Genomic DNA, 13,263 nt, shown 5'->3' on the forward strand with positions numbered 1-13,263 from the left:
CTTTCGAAACGGATTGAACGATGGCAGACGCGCGGCGCGCACCCCTGAAGGACCAGACCGACATTTCCGGCGCACGCGCGCTGATTGTCGAGGCGCGGTTCTATGACGATCTCCAGGACGCGCTTCTCGACGGCGCGGTGGCCGAGCTGAAGGCGGCCGGCCTGACCCACGACGTCATCACGGTTCCCGGCGCGCTGGAGATCCCGGCGGCGGTGGCCATCGCGGTCGATGCCGCGGCGGCGAACGGCAAGCCCTATGACGCGGTGATCGCGCTTGGCTGCGTGATCCGCGGCGACACCATTCATTTCGAGATCGTCTCGCAGGAATCCTCGCGCGCGCTGATGGACCTCGCCGTGGCGCGAAAGCTGCCGCTCGGCAACGGCATCCTCACCGTCAACAATGAGGACCAGGCCTGGGCGCGGGCGCGCGCCAGCGAGCTCAATAAGGGCGGCGATGCCGCGCGCGCGGCGCTTGCGATGCTGCGCATCAAACGCCGCCTGGCGCGGGCCTGAAGCCATGGCCGACAACACCAGGAAGCCGGCGGGCACTCCGGAGAAAAAAGCCAACCGGCGCGGTGCGGCGCGGCTCGCAGCCGTGCAGGCGCTGTATCAGATGGATATCGCCGGCGCCGGCATCAACGACATCTTCGCCGAGTTCGAGAGCCATTGGCTGGGCAACGAGGTCGAGGGCGACACTTACCTGCCGGCCGAGGCGGCGTTCTTCCGCGACGTCGTCTCGGGCGTGGTGCGCGACCAGAAGAAGCTCGATCCGCTGATCGACGAGGCGCTGTCGAAGGGCTGGCCGCTCAAGCGGATCGAGGCGATCCTGCGCGCAGTGCTGCGGGCCGGGGCCTATGAGCTCCAGCATCGCAAGGACGTGCCAGGCCGGGTGGTGGTCTCGGAATATGTCGACGTCGCCAATGCGTTCGTCGACCGCGAGGAGACCGGCATGGTGAATGCCGTGCTCGACCAGATCGGCCGGCAGTTCCGCGGTGACGAGTTCGGGCGAGGGTAGTTTCCCGCGAGGGCGGTGAAGTGATGCGAGACGGCTGCCCCATATTCCGCTGTCATCACCCGCGAAGGCGGGTGATCCAGTACGCCGCGGCCTATCGATTTTACGCAACCGCCTCTGGAATACTGGATCGCCCGGTCGAGCCGGGCGATGACAGCGGTGGATGTGGCTGGCGCTGATGGCAAACAATCCCTCCGGCGAAGATTCCCTCATCGCGCGCTATTTCAAGCCGCTGGCGACCGACCCCGGCGCGTTCGGGCTGGTCGACGACGCCGCGATCCTGTCGTCGTCCGGCGACGACGTCGTCGTCACCACCGATGCCGTGGTCGAGGGCGTGCATTATCTTGCCGACGATCCCCCTGATACCATCGCGCGCAAGGCGCTGCGGGTGAACTTGTCCGATCTCGCCGCCAAGGGCGCTCTGCCAGCCGGCTTCGTGCTGACGCTGGCATTGCGCAGCAAGGAGGATGCCTGGCTCCGTCCCTTTGCGGACGCGCTGGGCGAGGACGCAAAGACCTTCGCTTGTCCTCTGCTCGGCGGCGACACGGTGTCGACACCGGGCCCGCAGATGATCTCGATCACGGCCTTCGGCCGCGTGCCTCGGGGACGGATGATTGGACGCACCGGCGCAAGGCCGGGCGATCGCATCCTGGTGACGGGGACGATCGGTGACGCCGCGCTCGGCCTCGACGTGCTCAGAGACGGCGCCGCTGCCGGCGCGCTGACATCCGATCCTGCTGCACGGGATTTTCTGGTCTCACGCTATCGGGTGCCGCAGCCGCGCAACGTGCTGGCGCGGGCCGTGCGCGACCATGCGACCGCAGCGATGGACGTCTCCGACGGACTCGCTGGCGATCTGACCAAGCTCTGCGCAGCGTCCGGGGTCTCGGCTTCGGTCGACGTGACAAGCGTACCACTCTCGGCCGCGGCGGCCGGCCTGCTCGCCCGCAATGTCGTTTGCGTCGAGGCGCTGCTTGCGGGAGGCGATGACTACGAGGTGCTGTGCACCGTTCCGCCTGCGCAAAGCGACGGGCTGATTGCCGCGGGGCGGGCCATGGGCATTGCCGTGACGGCGATCGGCACGATCGCGGAGGGTCACGAGCCGCCGCGCTTCCTGGACGGGCAGGGCCAGGAACTGCTCTTGACGCGGCTGTCTTACAGCCACTTCTAGGAATTGCTCCAAATCGGCATCTTAGTTCGCAGCACTGGGTCCTAAATACCTGCCCAGATCGGCGTTTTCGACCTCATCCGGCGTTGCACCCTCAATTTGATTTTGGCAAGCTCGCAACCGACTGAGGCCGTCCCTTGGGGCAAAGGGGGCGGCTTTGTTCAAAATCAAGGCGCCGCACCGCACGACGGACAACAAAAGGCGCCGGGGGTACATCAAGGATCTGAGGCAAAAATCACATGACAGCATTATGGTTGATAGTGCTCTGCGGAGTGCTTTCCGTCGTCTACGCGATTTGGGCGACGTCTTCGGTGTTGGGCGCGGATGCGGGGTCGCCGCGCATGCAGGAGATCGCAGGAGCGGTGCGCGAAGGCGCACAGGCGTATCTGCGGCGCCAATACACCACGATCGGTCTCGTCGGCATCGTCATCTTCGTGCTGCTTGCCTATTTCCTCGGGGTTTATGTCGCGATTGGATTCGCCATCGGTGCCGTCCTGTCGGGGGCGGCCGGCTTCATCGGCATGAACGTCTCGGTCCGCGCCAATGTGCGCACGGCCCAGGCCGCAACGACGTCGCTCGCCGGCGGCCTCGAGCTCGCCTTCAAGGCGGGCGCCATCACCGGGCTTCTGGTGGCCGGTCTCGCGCTGTTAGGCGTGACCCTCTATTTCGGCTTCCTGGTCCACTCGCTGAAGCTCGCGCCCGATAGCCGCACTGTCGTCGACGCCATGGTGGCGCTCGGCTTCGGCGCCTCGCTGATCTCGATCTTCGCCCGTCTCGGCGGCGGCATCTTCACCAAGGGTGCGGACGTCGGCGGCGACCTCGTCGGCAAGGTCGAGGCCGGCATTCCCGAGGACGATCCGCGCAACCCCGCGACCATCGCCGACAACGTCGGCGACAATGTCGGCGACTGCGCCGGCATGGCCGCCGACCTGTTCGAGACCTATGCGGTGACCGCGGTCGCCACGATGGTGCTGGCTGCGATCTTCTTCGCCAAGACGCCGATCCTCGCCAACATGATGACGCTGCCGCTCGCGATCGGCGGCATCTGCATCATCACCTCGATCATCGGCACCTTCTTCGTCAAGCTCGGGCCGAGCCAGTCGATCATGGGCGCTCTCTACAAGGGCCTGATCGCGACCGGCATCCTGTCGCTGATCGGCATCGCCCTCGTGATCTACTACCTGATCGGCTTCGGCAAGCTCGACGGCGTCAACTACACCGGTCTGGCACTGTTCGAGTGCGGCGTGGTCGGTCTCGTCGTCACCGCCCTGATCATCTGGATCACCGAATACTACACCGGGACCGACTATCGTCCGGTGAAGTCGATCGCCCAGTCCTCGGTCACCGGCCACGGCACCAACGTGATCCAGGGCCTCGCCATCTCGATGGAAGCGACCGCGTTGCCTGCGATCGTCATCATCGCCGGCATCCTGGTCACCTACAGCCTCGCCGGGCTGTTCGGCATCGCGATCGCGACCGCCACCATGCTGGCGCTGGCCGGCATGATCGTCGCCCTCGACGCCTTCGGCCCCGTCACCGACAATGCCGGCGGCATTGCCGAAATGGCGGGACTGCCGAAGGAGGTGCGCAAGTCGACCGACGCGCTCGACGCGGTCGGCAACACCACCAAGGCGGTCACCAAAGGCTACGCGATCGGCTCCGCCGGTCTCGGCGCCCTGGTGCTGTTCGCGGCCTACAACGAGGACCTCAAGTTCTTCGTGGCCCGCTCCGCGCAGCATCCCTACTTCGCCGGCGTCAATCCGGACTTCTCACTGAACAATCCCTACGTCGTGGTGGGCCTGCTGTTCGGCGGTCTGTTGCCGTACCTGTTCGGCGCGATGGGCATGACCGCGGTCGGCCGTGCGGCCGGTGCAATCGTCGAGGAGGTGCGGCGGCAATTCCGCGAGAAGCCGGGCATCATGCAGGGCACCGACAAGCCCGACTACGGCAAGGCGGTCGACCTGCTCACGCGTGCGGCAATCAAGGAGATGATCATCCCCTCGCTGCTGCCGGTGCTGTCGCCGATCGTCGTCTACTTCCTGATCTACGCGATCGCGGGCGGCGGCGCGGCCGGCAAGTCGGCGGCGTTCTCGGCGGTGGGCGCGATGCTGCTCGGCGTGATCGTGACGGGCCTGTTCGTCGCGATCTCGATGACCTCGGGCGGCGGCGCCTGGGACAACGCCAAGAAGTACATCGAGGACGGCCATTTCGGCGGCAAGGGGTCTGACGCCCACAAGTCGGCGGTGACCGGCGACACCGTCGGCGATCCCTACAAGGACACGGCGGGACCTGCGGTGAACCCGATGATCAAGATCACCAATATCGTGGCTCTGCTGCTGCTGGCGATCCTGGCGCACTGAGCGGCGGAAGCGGCACACGACAAACCCCGCGGCGCAAGCCGCGGGGTTTTTATTTCACGATATCGTTCCCTTCGCGGCTGCATTTTCGCAGCGGAACTGTGAGCTCAATTACAAAGTGTCTTCCCTCCGGGGACTACCGTGCAGCCGCTGTCTCACCCATTGGAGGGAAGTATGACGCAAGCTGCAAACCTAAATCCAAGACACGGGAAAGCCGGACGTCAGCCGACCAGGGCTGGTCTGAAACCGCCCAGCGCCAATGCAGATCCCGGCTTGTTCGGCCGGATGTTTGACTTGCCGGCATTCACGGCGCCGGAGGCTGCGCTGCAGGCGCTTGCCGCCGCGATGAAGGACGCCAGTCCGGACGATGTGACCGGCAACAATTCCAACATCCCGTCGGGTTTTACCTATCTCGGCCAATTCGTCGATCACGATATCACGCTTGATCTCACGTCGCTTGCCGAGAAACAGGAGGATCCCAACGCCACCACAAACTTCCGCACGCCGAGGCTCGATCTGGACAGCATTTACGGTCTGGGACCGGATGGCAGCCCCCAACTTTACGCTCGCGCCACCAACAACATCACACAGCCTGGGCCGAAGTTCCTGCTCGGCAAGACAGAGCCCACGCCGCGCGCGGCCGGCGTCTTTCCGAATGATCTGACGAGGAATTCGGAAGGGCGAGCCCTGATCGGCGACCATCGCAATGACGAGAATCTGCTGGTCGCACAGACGCACCTTGCGTTCCTGAAATTCCACAACAAGGTCGTCGACATGCTCGCAGCCGGTCCCAACCCGCCGGCTCCCGACAAGCTCTTCTCTGAAGCGCGAAAGCTGGTGACCTGGCACTATCAATGGATGGTGCTGCATGATTTCGTCGAGCGCTTAACGGAGAAGGGCATCGTCGCCAATATTCTGCACGAGGGCCGGAAGTTCTATCGATTCCAGAAGGTGCCCTATATGCCGGTCGAGTTCTCGGCGGCAGCCTACCGGCTCGGACACAGCATGGTTCGCGAGACATATAGCCACAACCATGTGTTCACGAGCCCCGGCGGCTTTGCTGCGGCGACGCTCAACCTCGAGTTCTTTTTCTCTGGGCTGTCCGGCCGCATACTGGGCGAAATTGCCGGTACTGTTCCCAACGCGCCCAATTCCCCACCCAACGTCAGCACTTTGCCCACGGATTGGATCGTCGACTGGAGCCGCTTCTACGAATTCGATCTGGCGCCTCCGCCGACGCCAAACTTCCTGTTCAACCATTCGCGCAAGATCGATCCATTCCTGATTCCGAAGTTGCACGATCTTCCAGGTGGCGGCGGCAGCCTCCCGTTCCGCAACCTGCAACGCGGGGTCAATCTTGGATTGCCGTCGGGGCAAGATGTGGCTCGTGCGATGGGGATTCCAGCGCTTAAGCCAGCGGAGATCGCAACCGGTACGGACGGCACCGTCGCGGCCGCGCAAGGTTTCGATCGAAAGACGCCGCTCTGGTACTACATCCTCAAAGAGGCCCAGGTGAAGGCCGGTGGCCTTCGGCTCGGTCCTGTCGGCGCACGCATCGTGGCTGAGGTGTTCATTGGCATCGTCGCTGGCGATAACCAATCCTATCTCAGCCAGAAGCACTGGAAACCGACGCTGCCGGCGAAGACTCCGGGCACTTTCCTGATGAGCGATCTGTTGCGCTTCGTCGGAGATATCAGTCCGATCGACGGGGTCACGACCGGATAGCAGTTCCTCAAGTCCCGGATGCCGCAGGCGGCATCCGGGACACGAGAACTACTGCACGTCCATCTGCAGGCCTTCCTTTTGGATGATGCCGGCGAACTTCTTCGTCTCGGCGTCCAGGAAGGCGGCAAATTGCGGCGGGGTGCCGTAGTCGGCGCGGGCGCCCATCGCGGCGATCTGCTTCTTGATGTCGTCGCGCTCGAGCATCGCCTTGATCTGGAGATTGAGCGCGTTGAGCACCTCGGGTGAGACGCCCTTCGGCAGGAACACCGAGAACCAGGACGATATGTCGAAACTGGCCAGCTCCGGCGCGCTCTCGCGCATCGTCGGCAAGTTCGGCGCGAGGTCGCTGCGCTCGGTCGTGGTGACGCAGAGGCCGTTGAGCGTGCCGTTCTGCACCTGCGGCAGGCTCGGATAGAGATTGTCGAACAAGACCTGGATGTCGCCGGCGAGGGCCGCTTGCAGCGCGGGTCCGGCGCCGCGGAACGGGATGTGCGTCATCTTGAGGCCGGTGAGCTGGAGAAACCAGGCGCCGGTGAGGTGAGGACTCTGGCCGACGCCGGAGGAGGCATAGCTGAGCTTGTCCGGATTGGCCTTCAGGTAAGCGATCAACTCGGGGATCGACTTGATGCCGGTCTTCGGATGCGCCGAGACGATGTTCGGGATCCGGATCATGTTCGAGACCGGCTGCAGCTGGTCCGGCTTGTAGCTGAGGTTCTTGAAGATGCTGTAGGCGATCGCGTTCGGGCCGGGGTTGCCGACCAGGATGGTGTGACCGTCCGGCTTGGCGCGCACGGCCTCGGCCGTTCCAATCGTGCCGCCGCCGCCGGAGCGGTTTTCCACGACCGCCGACTGGCCCCAGGCGGTTTGCAGATGTGCGGCCAGGAGCCGGCCCATCACGTCGGTCGAGCCGCCGGCGGCGGCCGGCACGATGAGGCGGACGTTTTCGGTAGGCTTCCAGTCGGCAAGGCTCGATCGCGGTAGGATCGCTGCGGCCGAAAGGCCGGCAGCGCCGGCGAGCACACGACGGCGGGACAACAAAGGCTTAGGCACGAATCCACTCCCTGCTTCTTGCTTTGCAGGGACGGTACGGAACCGCTCGTGCGACCGCAAGTCGCGCGCGACGGCAAGCGCCATGCGGAGGGCGGCACGACGCCGCAGGCTCAAGCCATATACCTTGCGGTGGAATTTGAACGGGCTCTATGACGCGAGCCCATATCCGCTTCGCTCGAAAATGCCCTGGCGACTCAGTTGAAGCTGAGCAGCTTGAACAGCGGCGCGAGGTAGCTCATCTCCTGACCCGACGTCGCCGTGGTGCGGCTGATGAAGTCGAAGATCTTGCCGTCCTGGAGGCCGTAATTCGCAAGCCGGCGCACGCGCCGGTTCTTGTCGAAATAGATCGCGATGACGCGCTGATCGACCACCTTCTGGTTCATGAAGGCGACCGGACGCTCCGATCGCTGCGAGATGTAATAGAACACCTCACCGTCGAGGGTCGCGACCGTCGAGGGCGTGCCCATCACGATCAGCACCTGGTCCTGGCTCGCACCGATCGGAATCTGCTCGAGCGCGCCGGGCGGCAGGATGTAACCCTTCTGGAATTGCTCGCCGGTGCAGGCCACAAGTGCCACGCCGACCACGGCGGTCGCCGCGAGCATGCGCAAGCCGCGCCAGCATGCGTGAAGGCCGCGCCGCTTGTCCGCGCGCAGGCTGGTCTGGTTCGTTATCGTCATAGCGGAACTGATTCCGTCCCCTTGCGTCGCGCGAGGCGCTGAAGTACCGGGCTGGGCGTCTTAATGCAACACGCGCGCGCCCGCTTGCGGAAACCACAATGCTTTGGCCGTTCAATCACTTCAGGAAACCCCGGCGAACCCCGCTGGGCACCATTGAAGCCATCTATGGCATGATCGTGACGCAGGCGCGAGAACCCACCTTTTACCGCGACTTGGGCGTACCCGATACGGTTAACGGGCGTTTCGACCTGTTGCTGCTGCATCTCTGGCTGCTGCTGCGCCGCCTGCGCACGGTCCAAGGCGTCACTGGAGGCGCCACCGAACTGTCCCAGGCGCTGTTCGACCGCTTCTGCGAGGACATGGACGACAATCTGCGCGAGATGGGGGTGGGCGACCAGACCGTGCCGAAGCGGATGCGGGCCTTCGGTGAGGCCTTCTATGGCCGCGTCCAGGCCTATGACCAGGCCATGGAAGCCGGCGGCGAGGCGCTGGCATCGGCGATCTGCAAGAATATCTTGAACGGGACCGGCTTCGACCAGGCGCAGCGGCTTGCGGCCTATGCGAGGGCCAGTGAGGCCGATCTTGGCCGGACCGGGGAGGCCGCGCTGCTGCGCGCCGCCTTCAAGTTTCCTCCAGCACTCCCTGAGGATGTCACGCCATGAGCCGACCGAATACCGGATCCGAGCCCGATCCCTGGCGGGCGCCCGTCATCGTGGCGCAGATCCCCGACGCCGGGCTGCATCGCGAGCTCGAGGCCTCGGCGGCCGAGCGGCAGGCCATGGCGGAGGTCGCAGGCGTGCGCGAGATCCTGTCCGCGCATGCCAGCTTCGATGTCGTGCCGAAAAGCGGTGGGCGGGTCCAGGTCATGGGGCTCGTTCGCGGCCGGATCGGCCAGACCTGCGTCGTCACGCTCGATCCGATCGAGAGCGAGATCGAGGAGGAGGTGGACCTGATGTTCGCCCCCGAGGCCGAGGCGCGCCGCCTGGCCGATCTGATCGAGGAGGGGCAGGACGGCGAGGCGCCTGAGGTTGCCGACCCTCCCGAGCCGATCGCTGGCGGCATCATCGACCTCGGCCGGCTCGCCACCGACGCCCTTTTCCTGGCGATCGATCCCTATCCGCGCAAGGAGGGGGCCGTGTTCGAGGCGGAGGTCACCGCTCCCGACCCCGGGGATCATCCCTTCGCGGTGCTGAAGGCGCTGCAGGACAAGAAGAAGGGCCAATAGGGGGCGTCTTCCGCTTGTGACCGCCTTGCGAGGGGACACGGGCCATTTGCCTTGATGGTTTGAAAGAACTGCTTATCTTTCTGATTTCAATGTATTTCATGCGAAATACGGGGCTCGTGGCCGGATCGTCCCGAATGCAAAAGGCTGGGGGCAAGAGGTTGTTTCGGGGGCACAAAACGCTATTGTCGCGCCCCGGTCCGGGCGCGGCGTGGCGCTTGGCCGATCGCCATGTCCGTGGCGAACCCATTTTGCGGCCCCGCTAGCTCAAGACCGCACCAGACCAGGTTTCCAGGACTTTTATGCCAAGCAAGATTCGCATCGCGCTGGACGCCATGGGGGGCGACGCCGGCGCCGCCGTGGTCATTCCCGGCGCCGCCATCTCGCTTCAGAGGCATCGCGGGACAGAGTTCCTGCTGGTCGGGGACCACGCCAGGATCGAGCCCGAGCTCGAGAAGCATCCCGCCCTCAAGGCCGCTTCGAAGATCATCCACACCGACGTGGCCGTCAGCGGCTCGGACAAGCCGAGCCAGGCGCTGCGGCGCGGCCGCAAGACCTCCTCGATGTGGCTTGCCATCGACGCCGTGAAAAAGGGCGAGGCCGATGTCGCGGTCTCCGCCGGCAATACCGGCGCGCTGATGGCGATGTCCCGCTTCCACCTACGCACGCTGCCCGGAATCGACCGTCCCGCGATCACGGGGATATGGCCTACCAGGCGCGGCGAGTCCGTCGTGCTCGACCTCGGCGCCACCATCGGCGGTGACGCGCACCATCTGGTGTCGCTCGCGGTGATGGGCGCAGCGATGGCGAGCGTGCTGTTCGACAAGAAGCGGCCCACGGTCGGGCTGCTCAATATCGGGGCCGAAGAGATCAAGGGGCACGAAGAGATCCGCGAGGCCAGCGAGATCCTTCGGGCGAGGAACCTGCCGGAGCTCGACTATATCGGCTTCGTCGAGGGCGACGGCATCGGCAAGGGGCTGGCCGACGTCATCGTGACCGAAGGTTTTAGCGGCAACATCGCCCTCAAGGCCGCCGAGGGAACCGCGCGGCAGATGGCGGACTTACTCCGCAATGAGATGCAGCGGAGCTGGCTGTCGAAGCTCGGCTATCTCTTTGCGCGCAGCGCCTTCCAGGCCCTGCGCGACAAGATGGACCCGAACAAGTCCAATGGCGGCGTGTTCCTGGGTTTGAACGGATTAGTGGTCAAGAGCCACGGCGGAACCAGCGCCGAAGGCTTTGCCTATGCGATCGATGTTGGCTATGAGATGGCTCACTACGATCTCCTGAACAAGATCAATCAGATGCTCAACCGCGAGGGTGGTGCACTCAGTTCCGTGCAGGCCGCGCAGGAGGCTGTTTCGTGACTCAAATTCGTTCGGTCGTGCTCGGCTGCGGCTCCTACTTGCCGGAGCAGGTGGTGACCAACGCCCAATTGGCGGCGCGCATCGACACCTCCGACGAGTGGATCGTGCAGCGCACCGGCATTCGCGAGCGGCACATCGCGGCCGAGGGCGAGTTCACCTCGCATTTGGCGATCAAGGCGGCGCAGGCCGCGCTCCGCGATGCCGGCATGGACGCGCAGTCGATCGATCTCATCGTGCTGGCGACCTCGACACCGGACAACACCTTCCCGGCGACGGCCGTCGCCGTGCAGCACGCGCTCGGTATCAACCACGGCGCGGCCTTCGACCTCCAGGCGGTGTGCTCGGGCTTCGTGTTCGCGCTCGCGACCGCCGACAATTTCCTGCGCACCGGCGCCTTCAAGCGCGCGCTGGTGATCGGCGCCGAGACCTTCTCGCGCATCCTCGACTGGAACGATCGCGGCACCTGCGTGCTGTTCGGCGACGGCGCCGGCGCCGTGGTGCTGGAGGCGCAGGAGCAGCCTGGCAATGCCGCGACCGACCGCGGCGTCGTCACCACGCATCTGCGCTCCGACGGCCGCCACAAGGCCAAGCTGTTCGTCGACGGCGGACCGTCCTCGACCCAGACCGTCGGCCATCTGCGCATGGAGGGCCGCGAGGTCTTCAAGCACGCGGTCGGCATGATCACCGATGTCATCGTCGATGCCTTCAACGCGACCGGGCTCAATGCCGACAGCATCGACTGGTTCGTGCCGCACCAGGCCAACAAGCGAATCATCGATGCCTCCGCGCACAAGTTGCATATCGCGCCGGAGAAGGTGGTGCTGACGGTGGACCGTCACGGCAACACCTCGGCGGCCTCGATTCCGCTGGCGCTGGCGGTGGCGCGCAAGGACGGCCGCATCAAGAAGGGCGACCTGGTCCTGCTGGAAGCCATGGGCGGCGGCTTCACCTGGGGTTCCGCGCTGGTGCGCTGGTAAGACACAGTCGATAAAATTTTGCCGGAATCAGTGCCGATTATCGATGCGTCTGCATTGATGAGCGGTGTTGACCGTCGTATCGTAACCTCATAATTTCAGACAACAATTGTTCGCCGTGATGTGGGGCAGGGCGATGACCGATCAAAGTAAAACCGTAACGCGTGTCGATCTGTGCGAAGCCGTCTACCAGAAGGTGGGCCTGTCGCGCACGGAATCGTCCGCCTTCGTGGAACTCGTGCTGAAGGAAATCACCGACTGCCTGGAGAAGGGCGAGACGGTGAAACTGTCCTCGTTCGGTTCCTTCATGGTGCGCAAGAAGGGCCAGCGTATCGGCCGCAACCCGAAGACCGGCACCGAGGTGCCGATCTCGCCGCGCCGCGTCATGGTGTTCAAGCCGTCGGCGATCCTGAAGCAGCGGATTAACGCCCAGCACCGCACCAATGGCGACGCCACCAAGGCTCAAGAAGAGGCATAACCGCCTTTCGGAAAGGACTGGCATTTGGACAAGGCGCCGGATGCGTTCCGAACCATCAGCGAAGTAGCGCAGGAACTCGACATTCCGCAGCACGTGCTGCGATTCTGGGAGACCCGGTTCTCCCAGATCAAGCCGATGAAGCGCAGCGGCGGCCGCCGCTACTACCGCCCCGACGACGTCGACCTGCTCAAGGGCATCCGCCGGCTGCTCTACGGGGAGGGCTACACCATCCGCGGGGTGCAGCGGATCCTCAAGGAGCACGGCGTCAAATCGGTGCAGGGCCTCGCCGACAGTGCGGCCGCGGTCTCGTTCGGGGCCATCGAGGACGCCATCGGCGCCAGCCTGATGGAGCCCGAGGACGAGGCGCCCATCAAGGGCATCACCGACACCGACGACGACGACTTCCAGGGCAATGAGGAGGAAGGCATCGACTTCCGCTTCACCGAGATCGACGACGAGGAGATCCTCACCACCTTCCGCAAAGGCGGCGCCGCCGCCGCGCCCGCCGGCCCCAGCGCGCTCGACCGGGAGCGTTTGGGGCGGGCCCTCGCCGACCTCGTCGCAGCTAAGGAGATGCTGGATCAGGCCCTGAAGGACGGGTAGGGGTCGCGCGCGGGCTTTCCGGGGCAGTTCCGGGAGCTTTGGGCTCCCGATTGAGGAGAGGCGCCAAAATGCTGCGGCCTCGCCTTGCGCAACGCGGCGATCCTAGCTAATGGAACGGCATTCGGAGCGTGGCGCAGCCCGGTTAGCGCACTAGTCTGGGAGACTAGGGGTCGGAGGTTCAAATCCTCTCGCTCCGACCAATTTTTCCAACATCTGTCGGGTGGATTGACCGTCGGCGTGGAGCCTGCTCCCCCCGGGGACGCGTGCGCGACGGTCGGTGGCGGCGGCTGGTTCGGGGTCGGAAAATTAAAATGCCGAAAACAACCCCATGCACAGTAGCGATGCCATTGGTGGGATGAGGTTTTTCCGAATCGGATTTGACCCGTCGGGCAAAACAGGGGTATGGTGTTATCGTGCCGGCCTGTGGGATGGGCCTCCTGGCCAGCAAATTGCGTCCACACCCCTGGCACCAGTCCAGGTGCTGCGTGCACTCAATCGATCTAACGCGCCCTCCTATAATGGCGCGGGGCTTTGTCTCGATCCAAATATCCAGCACCGTAATTCCGTAATTCATCACAATCGAAGGCATTGAGGGCGATGCAGCGCGGCCGCAGGGCGTCATGCAGTGTCA

Annotated in this window: 13 protein-coding genes and 1 tRNA gene; 12 read left to right on the forward strand and 2 right to left on the reverse strand. The window is 64.6% G+C overall.

Features of this window, described 5'->3' with window-relative positions; all coding sequences use genetic code 11:
- Positions 1 to 20 precede the first annotated feature (20 nt).
- The 5 genes from ribH (at position 21) to JQ566_RS19785 (ending at position 6,261) form a co-directional block, all read left to right on the forward strand.
- A complete protein-coding gene (gene ribH / locus JQ566_RS19765) occupies positions 21 to 512 on the forward strand; it encodes a 6,7-dimethyl-8-ribityllumazine synthase (RefSeq protein WP_018644625.1) in 492 nt (163 codons plus the stop codon).
- 4 nt (positions 513 to 516) lie between these two features.
- Positions 517 to 1,014, forward strand: coding sequence for a transcription antitermination factor NusB (gene nusB / locus JQ566_RS19770; protein WP_212374691.1), 498 nt, complete (start codon positions 517 to 519; stop codon positions 1,012 to 1,014).
- 175 nt (positions 1,015 to 1,189) lie between these two features.
- Entirely contained in the window at positions 1,190 to 2,182 is a 993-nt protein-coding gene (gene thiL / locus JQ566_RS19775) for a thiamine-phosphate kinase (protein ID WP_212374693.1), read from the forward strand.
- Positions 2,183 to 2,418: 236 nt separating this feature from the next.
- Positions 2,419 to 4,539 (forward strand): sodium-translocating pyrophosphatase, encoded by a 2,121-nt coding sequence (locus JQ566_RS19780; RefSeq protein ID WP_212374695.1) that lies wholly within the window; start codon positions 2,419 to 2,421, stop codon positions 4,537 to 4,539.
- A 171-nt stretch (positions 4,540 to 4,710) separates the two neighbouring features.
- The gene (locus JQ566_RS19785) at positions 4,711 to 6,261 is read left to right on the forward strand and encodes a peroxidase family protein (RefSeq protein ID WP_212374697.1); all 1,551 of its coding nucleotides are present in this window, start codon (positions 4,711 to 4,713) and stop codon (positions 6,259 to 6,261) included.
- A 48-nt stretch (positions 6,262 to 6,309) separates the two neighbouring features.
- On the opposite strand, the gene JQ566_RS19790 is transcribed toward JQ566_RS19785, so the two are convergent.
- Both JQ566_RS19790 and JQ566_RS19795 read right to left on the reverse strand, forming a co-directional pair.
- Positions 6,310 to 7,311 carry a Bug family tripartite tricarboxylate transporter substrate binding protein gene (locus tag JQ566_RS19790; RefSeq protein WP_212374699.1) on the reverse strand — a complete coding sequence of 334 codons (1,002 nt, stop codon included), beginning with the start codon at positions 7,309 to 7,311 and terminating at the stop codon, positions 6,310 to 6,312.
- Positions 7,312 to 7,505: 194 nt separating this feature from the next.
- On the reverse strand, positions 7,506 to 7,991 hold the full coding sequence (locus JQ566_RS19795) for an outer membrane protein assembly factor BamE (protein ID WP_212374701.1): 486 nt from the start codon (positions 7,989 to 7,991) through the stop codon (positions 7,506 to 7,508).
- A 98-nt stretch (positions 7,992 to 8,089) separates the two neighbouring features.
- On the opposite strand from JQ566_RS19795, the gene JQ566_RS19800 reads away from it, so the two are divergent.
- From JQ566_RS19800 to JQ566_RS19830, 7 genes are all read left to right on the forward strand, one after another.
- The gene (locus JQ566_RS19800; protein WP_212374703.1) at positions 8,090 to 8,653 is read left to right on the forward strand and encodes a ubiquinol-cytochrome C chaperone family protein; all 564 of its coding nucleotides are present in this window, start codon (positions 8,090 to 8,092) and stop codon (positions 8,651 to 8,653) included.
- A complete protein-coding gene (locus JQ566_RS19805) occupies positions 8,650 to 9,216 on the forward strand; it encodes a YceD family protein (protein ID WP_212374705.1) in 567 nt (188 codons plus the stop codon). Before JQ566_RS19800 ends, JQ566_RS19805 begins: the two co-directional genes overlap by 4 nt.
- 299 nt (positions 9,217 to 9,515) lie before the next feature.
- The gene (plsX, locus tag JQ566_RS19810; RefSeq protein WP_212374707.1) at positions 9,516 to 10,577 is read left to right on the forward strand and encodes a phosphate acyltransferase PlsX; all 1,062 of its coding nucleotides are present in this window, start codon (positions 9,516 to 9,518) and stop codon (positions 10,575 to 10,577) included.
- Positions 10,574 to 11,554, forward strand: a complete 981-nt coding sequence (locus tag JQ566_RS19815; protein ID WP_212374709.1) for a beta-ketoacyl-ACP synthase III — start codon at positions 10,574 to 10,576, stop codon at positions 11,552 to 11,554. The genes plsX and JQ566_RS19815 overlap by 4 nt, the downstream gene beginning before the upstream one ends.
- 133 nt (positions 11,555 to 11,687) lie before the next feature.
- Entirely contained in the window at positions 11,688 to 12,029 is a 342-nt protein-coding gene (locus JQ566_RS19820) for an integration host factor subunit alpha (protein WP_212374710.1), read from the forward strand.
- A gap of 24 nt (positions 12,030 to 12,053) precedes the next feature.
- Positions 12,054 to 12,632 (forward strand): MerR family transcriptional regulator, encoded by a 579-nt coding sequence (locus tag JQ566_RS19825; protein WP_212374712.1) that lies wholly within the window; start codon positions 12,054 to 12,056, stop codon positions 12,630 to 12,632.
- Positions 12,633 to 12,754: 122 nt separating this feature from the next.
- Positions 12,755 to 12,832: transfer RNA gene (locus tag JQ566_RS19830), tRNA-Pro, on the forward strand.
- Positions 12,833 to 13,263 lie beyond the last annotated feature (431 nt).

The sequence above is a fragment of the Bradyrhizobium sp. SZCCT0231 genome, from assembly GCF_018130245.1.
In the GTDB taxonomy this organism is placed as follows: domain Bacteria; phylum Pseudomonadota; class Alphaproteobacteria; order Rhizobiales; family Xanthobacteraceae; genus Bradyrhizobium; species Bradyrhizobium japonicum_F.

Bases quoted from the DNA above. Each gene is read 5' to 3' on its own strand.
- ribH (WP_018644625.1), top strand. From the start codon at position 21: ATGGCAGACGCGCGGCGCGCACCCCTGAAGGACCAGACCGACATTTCC.
- nusB (WP_212374691.1), top strand. From the start codon at position 517: ATGGCCGACAACACCAGGAAGCCGGCGGGCACTCCGGAGAAAAAAGCC.
- thiL (WP_212374693.1), top strand. From the start codon at position 1,190: ATGGCAAACAATCCCTCCGGCGAAGATTCCCTCATCGCGCGCTATTTC.
- JQ566_RS19780 (WP_212374695.1), top strand. From the start codon at position 2,419: ATGACAGCATTATGGTTGATAGTGCTCTGCGGAGTGCTTTCCGTCGTC.
- JQ566_RS19785 (WP_212374697.1), top strand. From the start codon at position 4,711: ATGACGCAAGCTGCAAACCTAAATCCAAGACACGGGAAAGCCGGACGT.
- JQ566_RS19795 (WP_212374701.1), bottom strand. From the start codon at position 7,991: ATGACGATAACGAACCAGACCAGCCTGCGCGCGGACAAGCGGCGCGGC.
- JQ566_RS19800 (WP_212374703.1), top strand. From the start codon at position 8,090: ATGCTTTGGCCGTTCAATCACTTCAGGAAACCCCGGCGAACCCCGCTG.
- JQ566_RS19805 (WP_212374705.1), top strand. From the start codon at position 8,650: ATGAGCCGACCGAATACCGGATCCGAGCCCGATCCCTGGCGGGCGCCC.
- plsX (WP_212374707.1), top strand. From the start codon at position 9,516: ATGCCAAGCAAGATTCGCATCGCGCTGGACGCCATGGGGGGCGACGCC.
- JQ566_RS19820 (WP_212374710.1), top strand. From the start codon at position 11,688: ATGACCGATCAAAGTAAAACCGTAACGCGTGTCGATCTGTGCGAAGCC.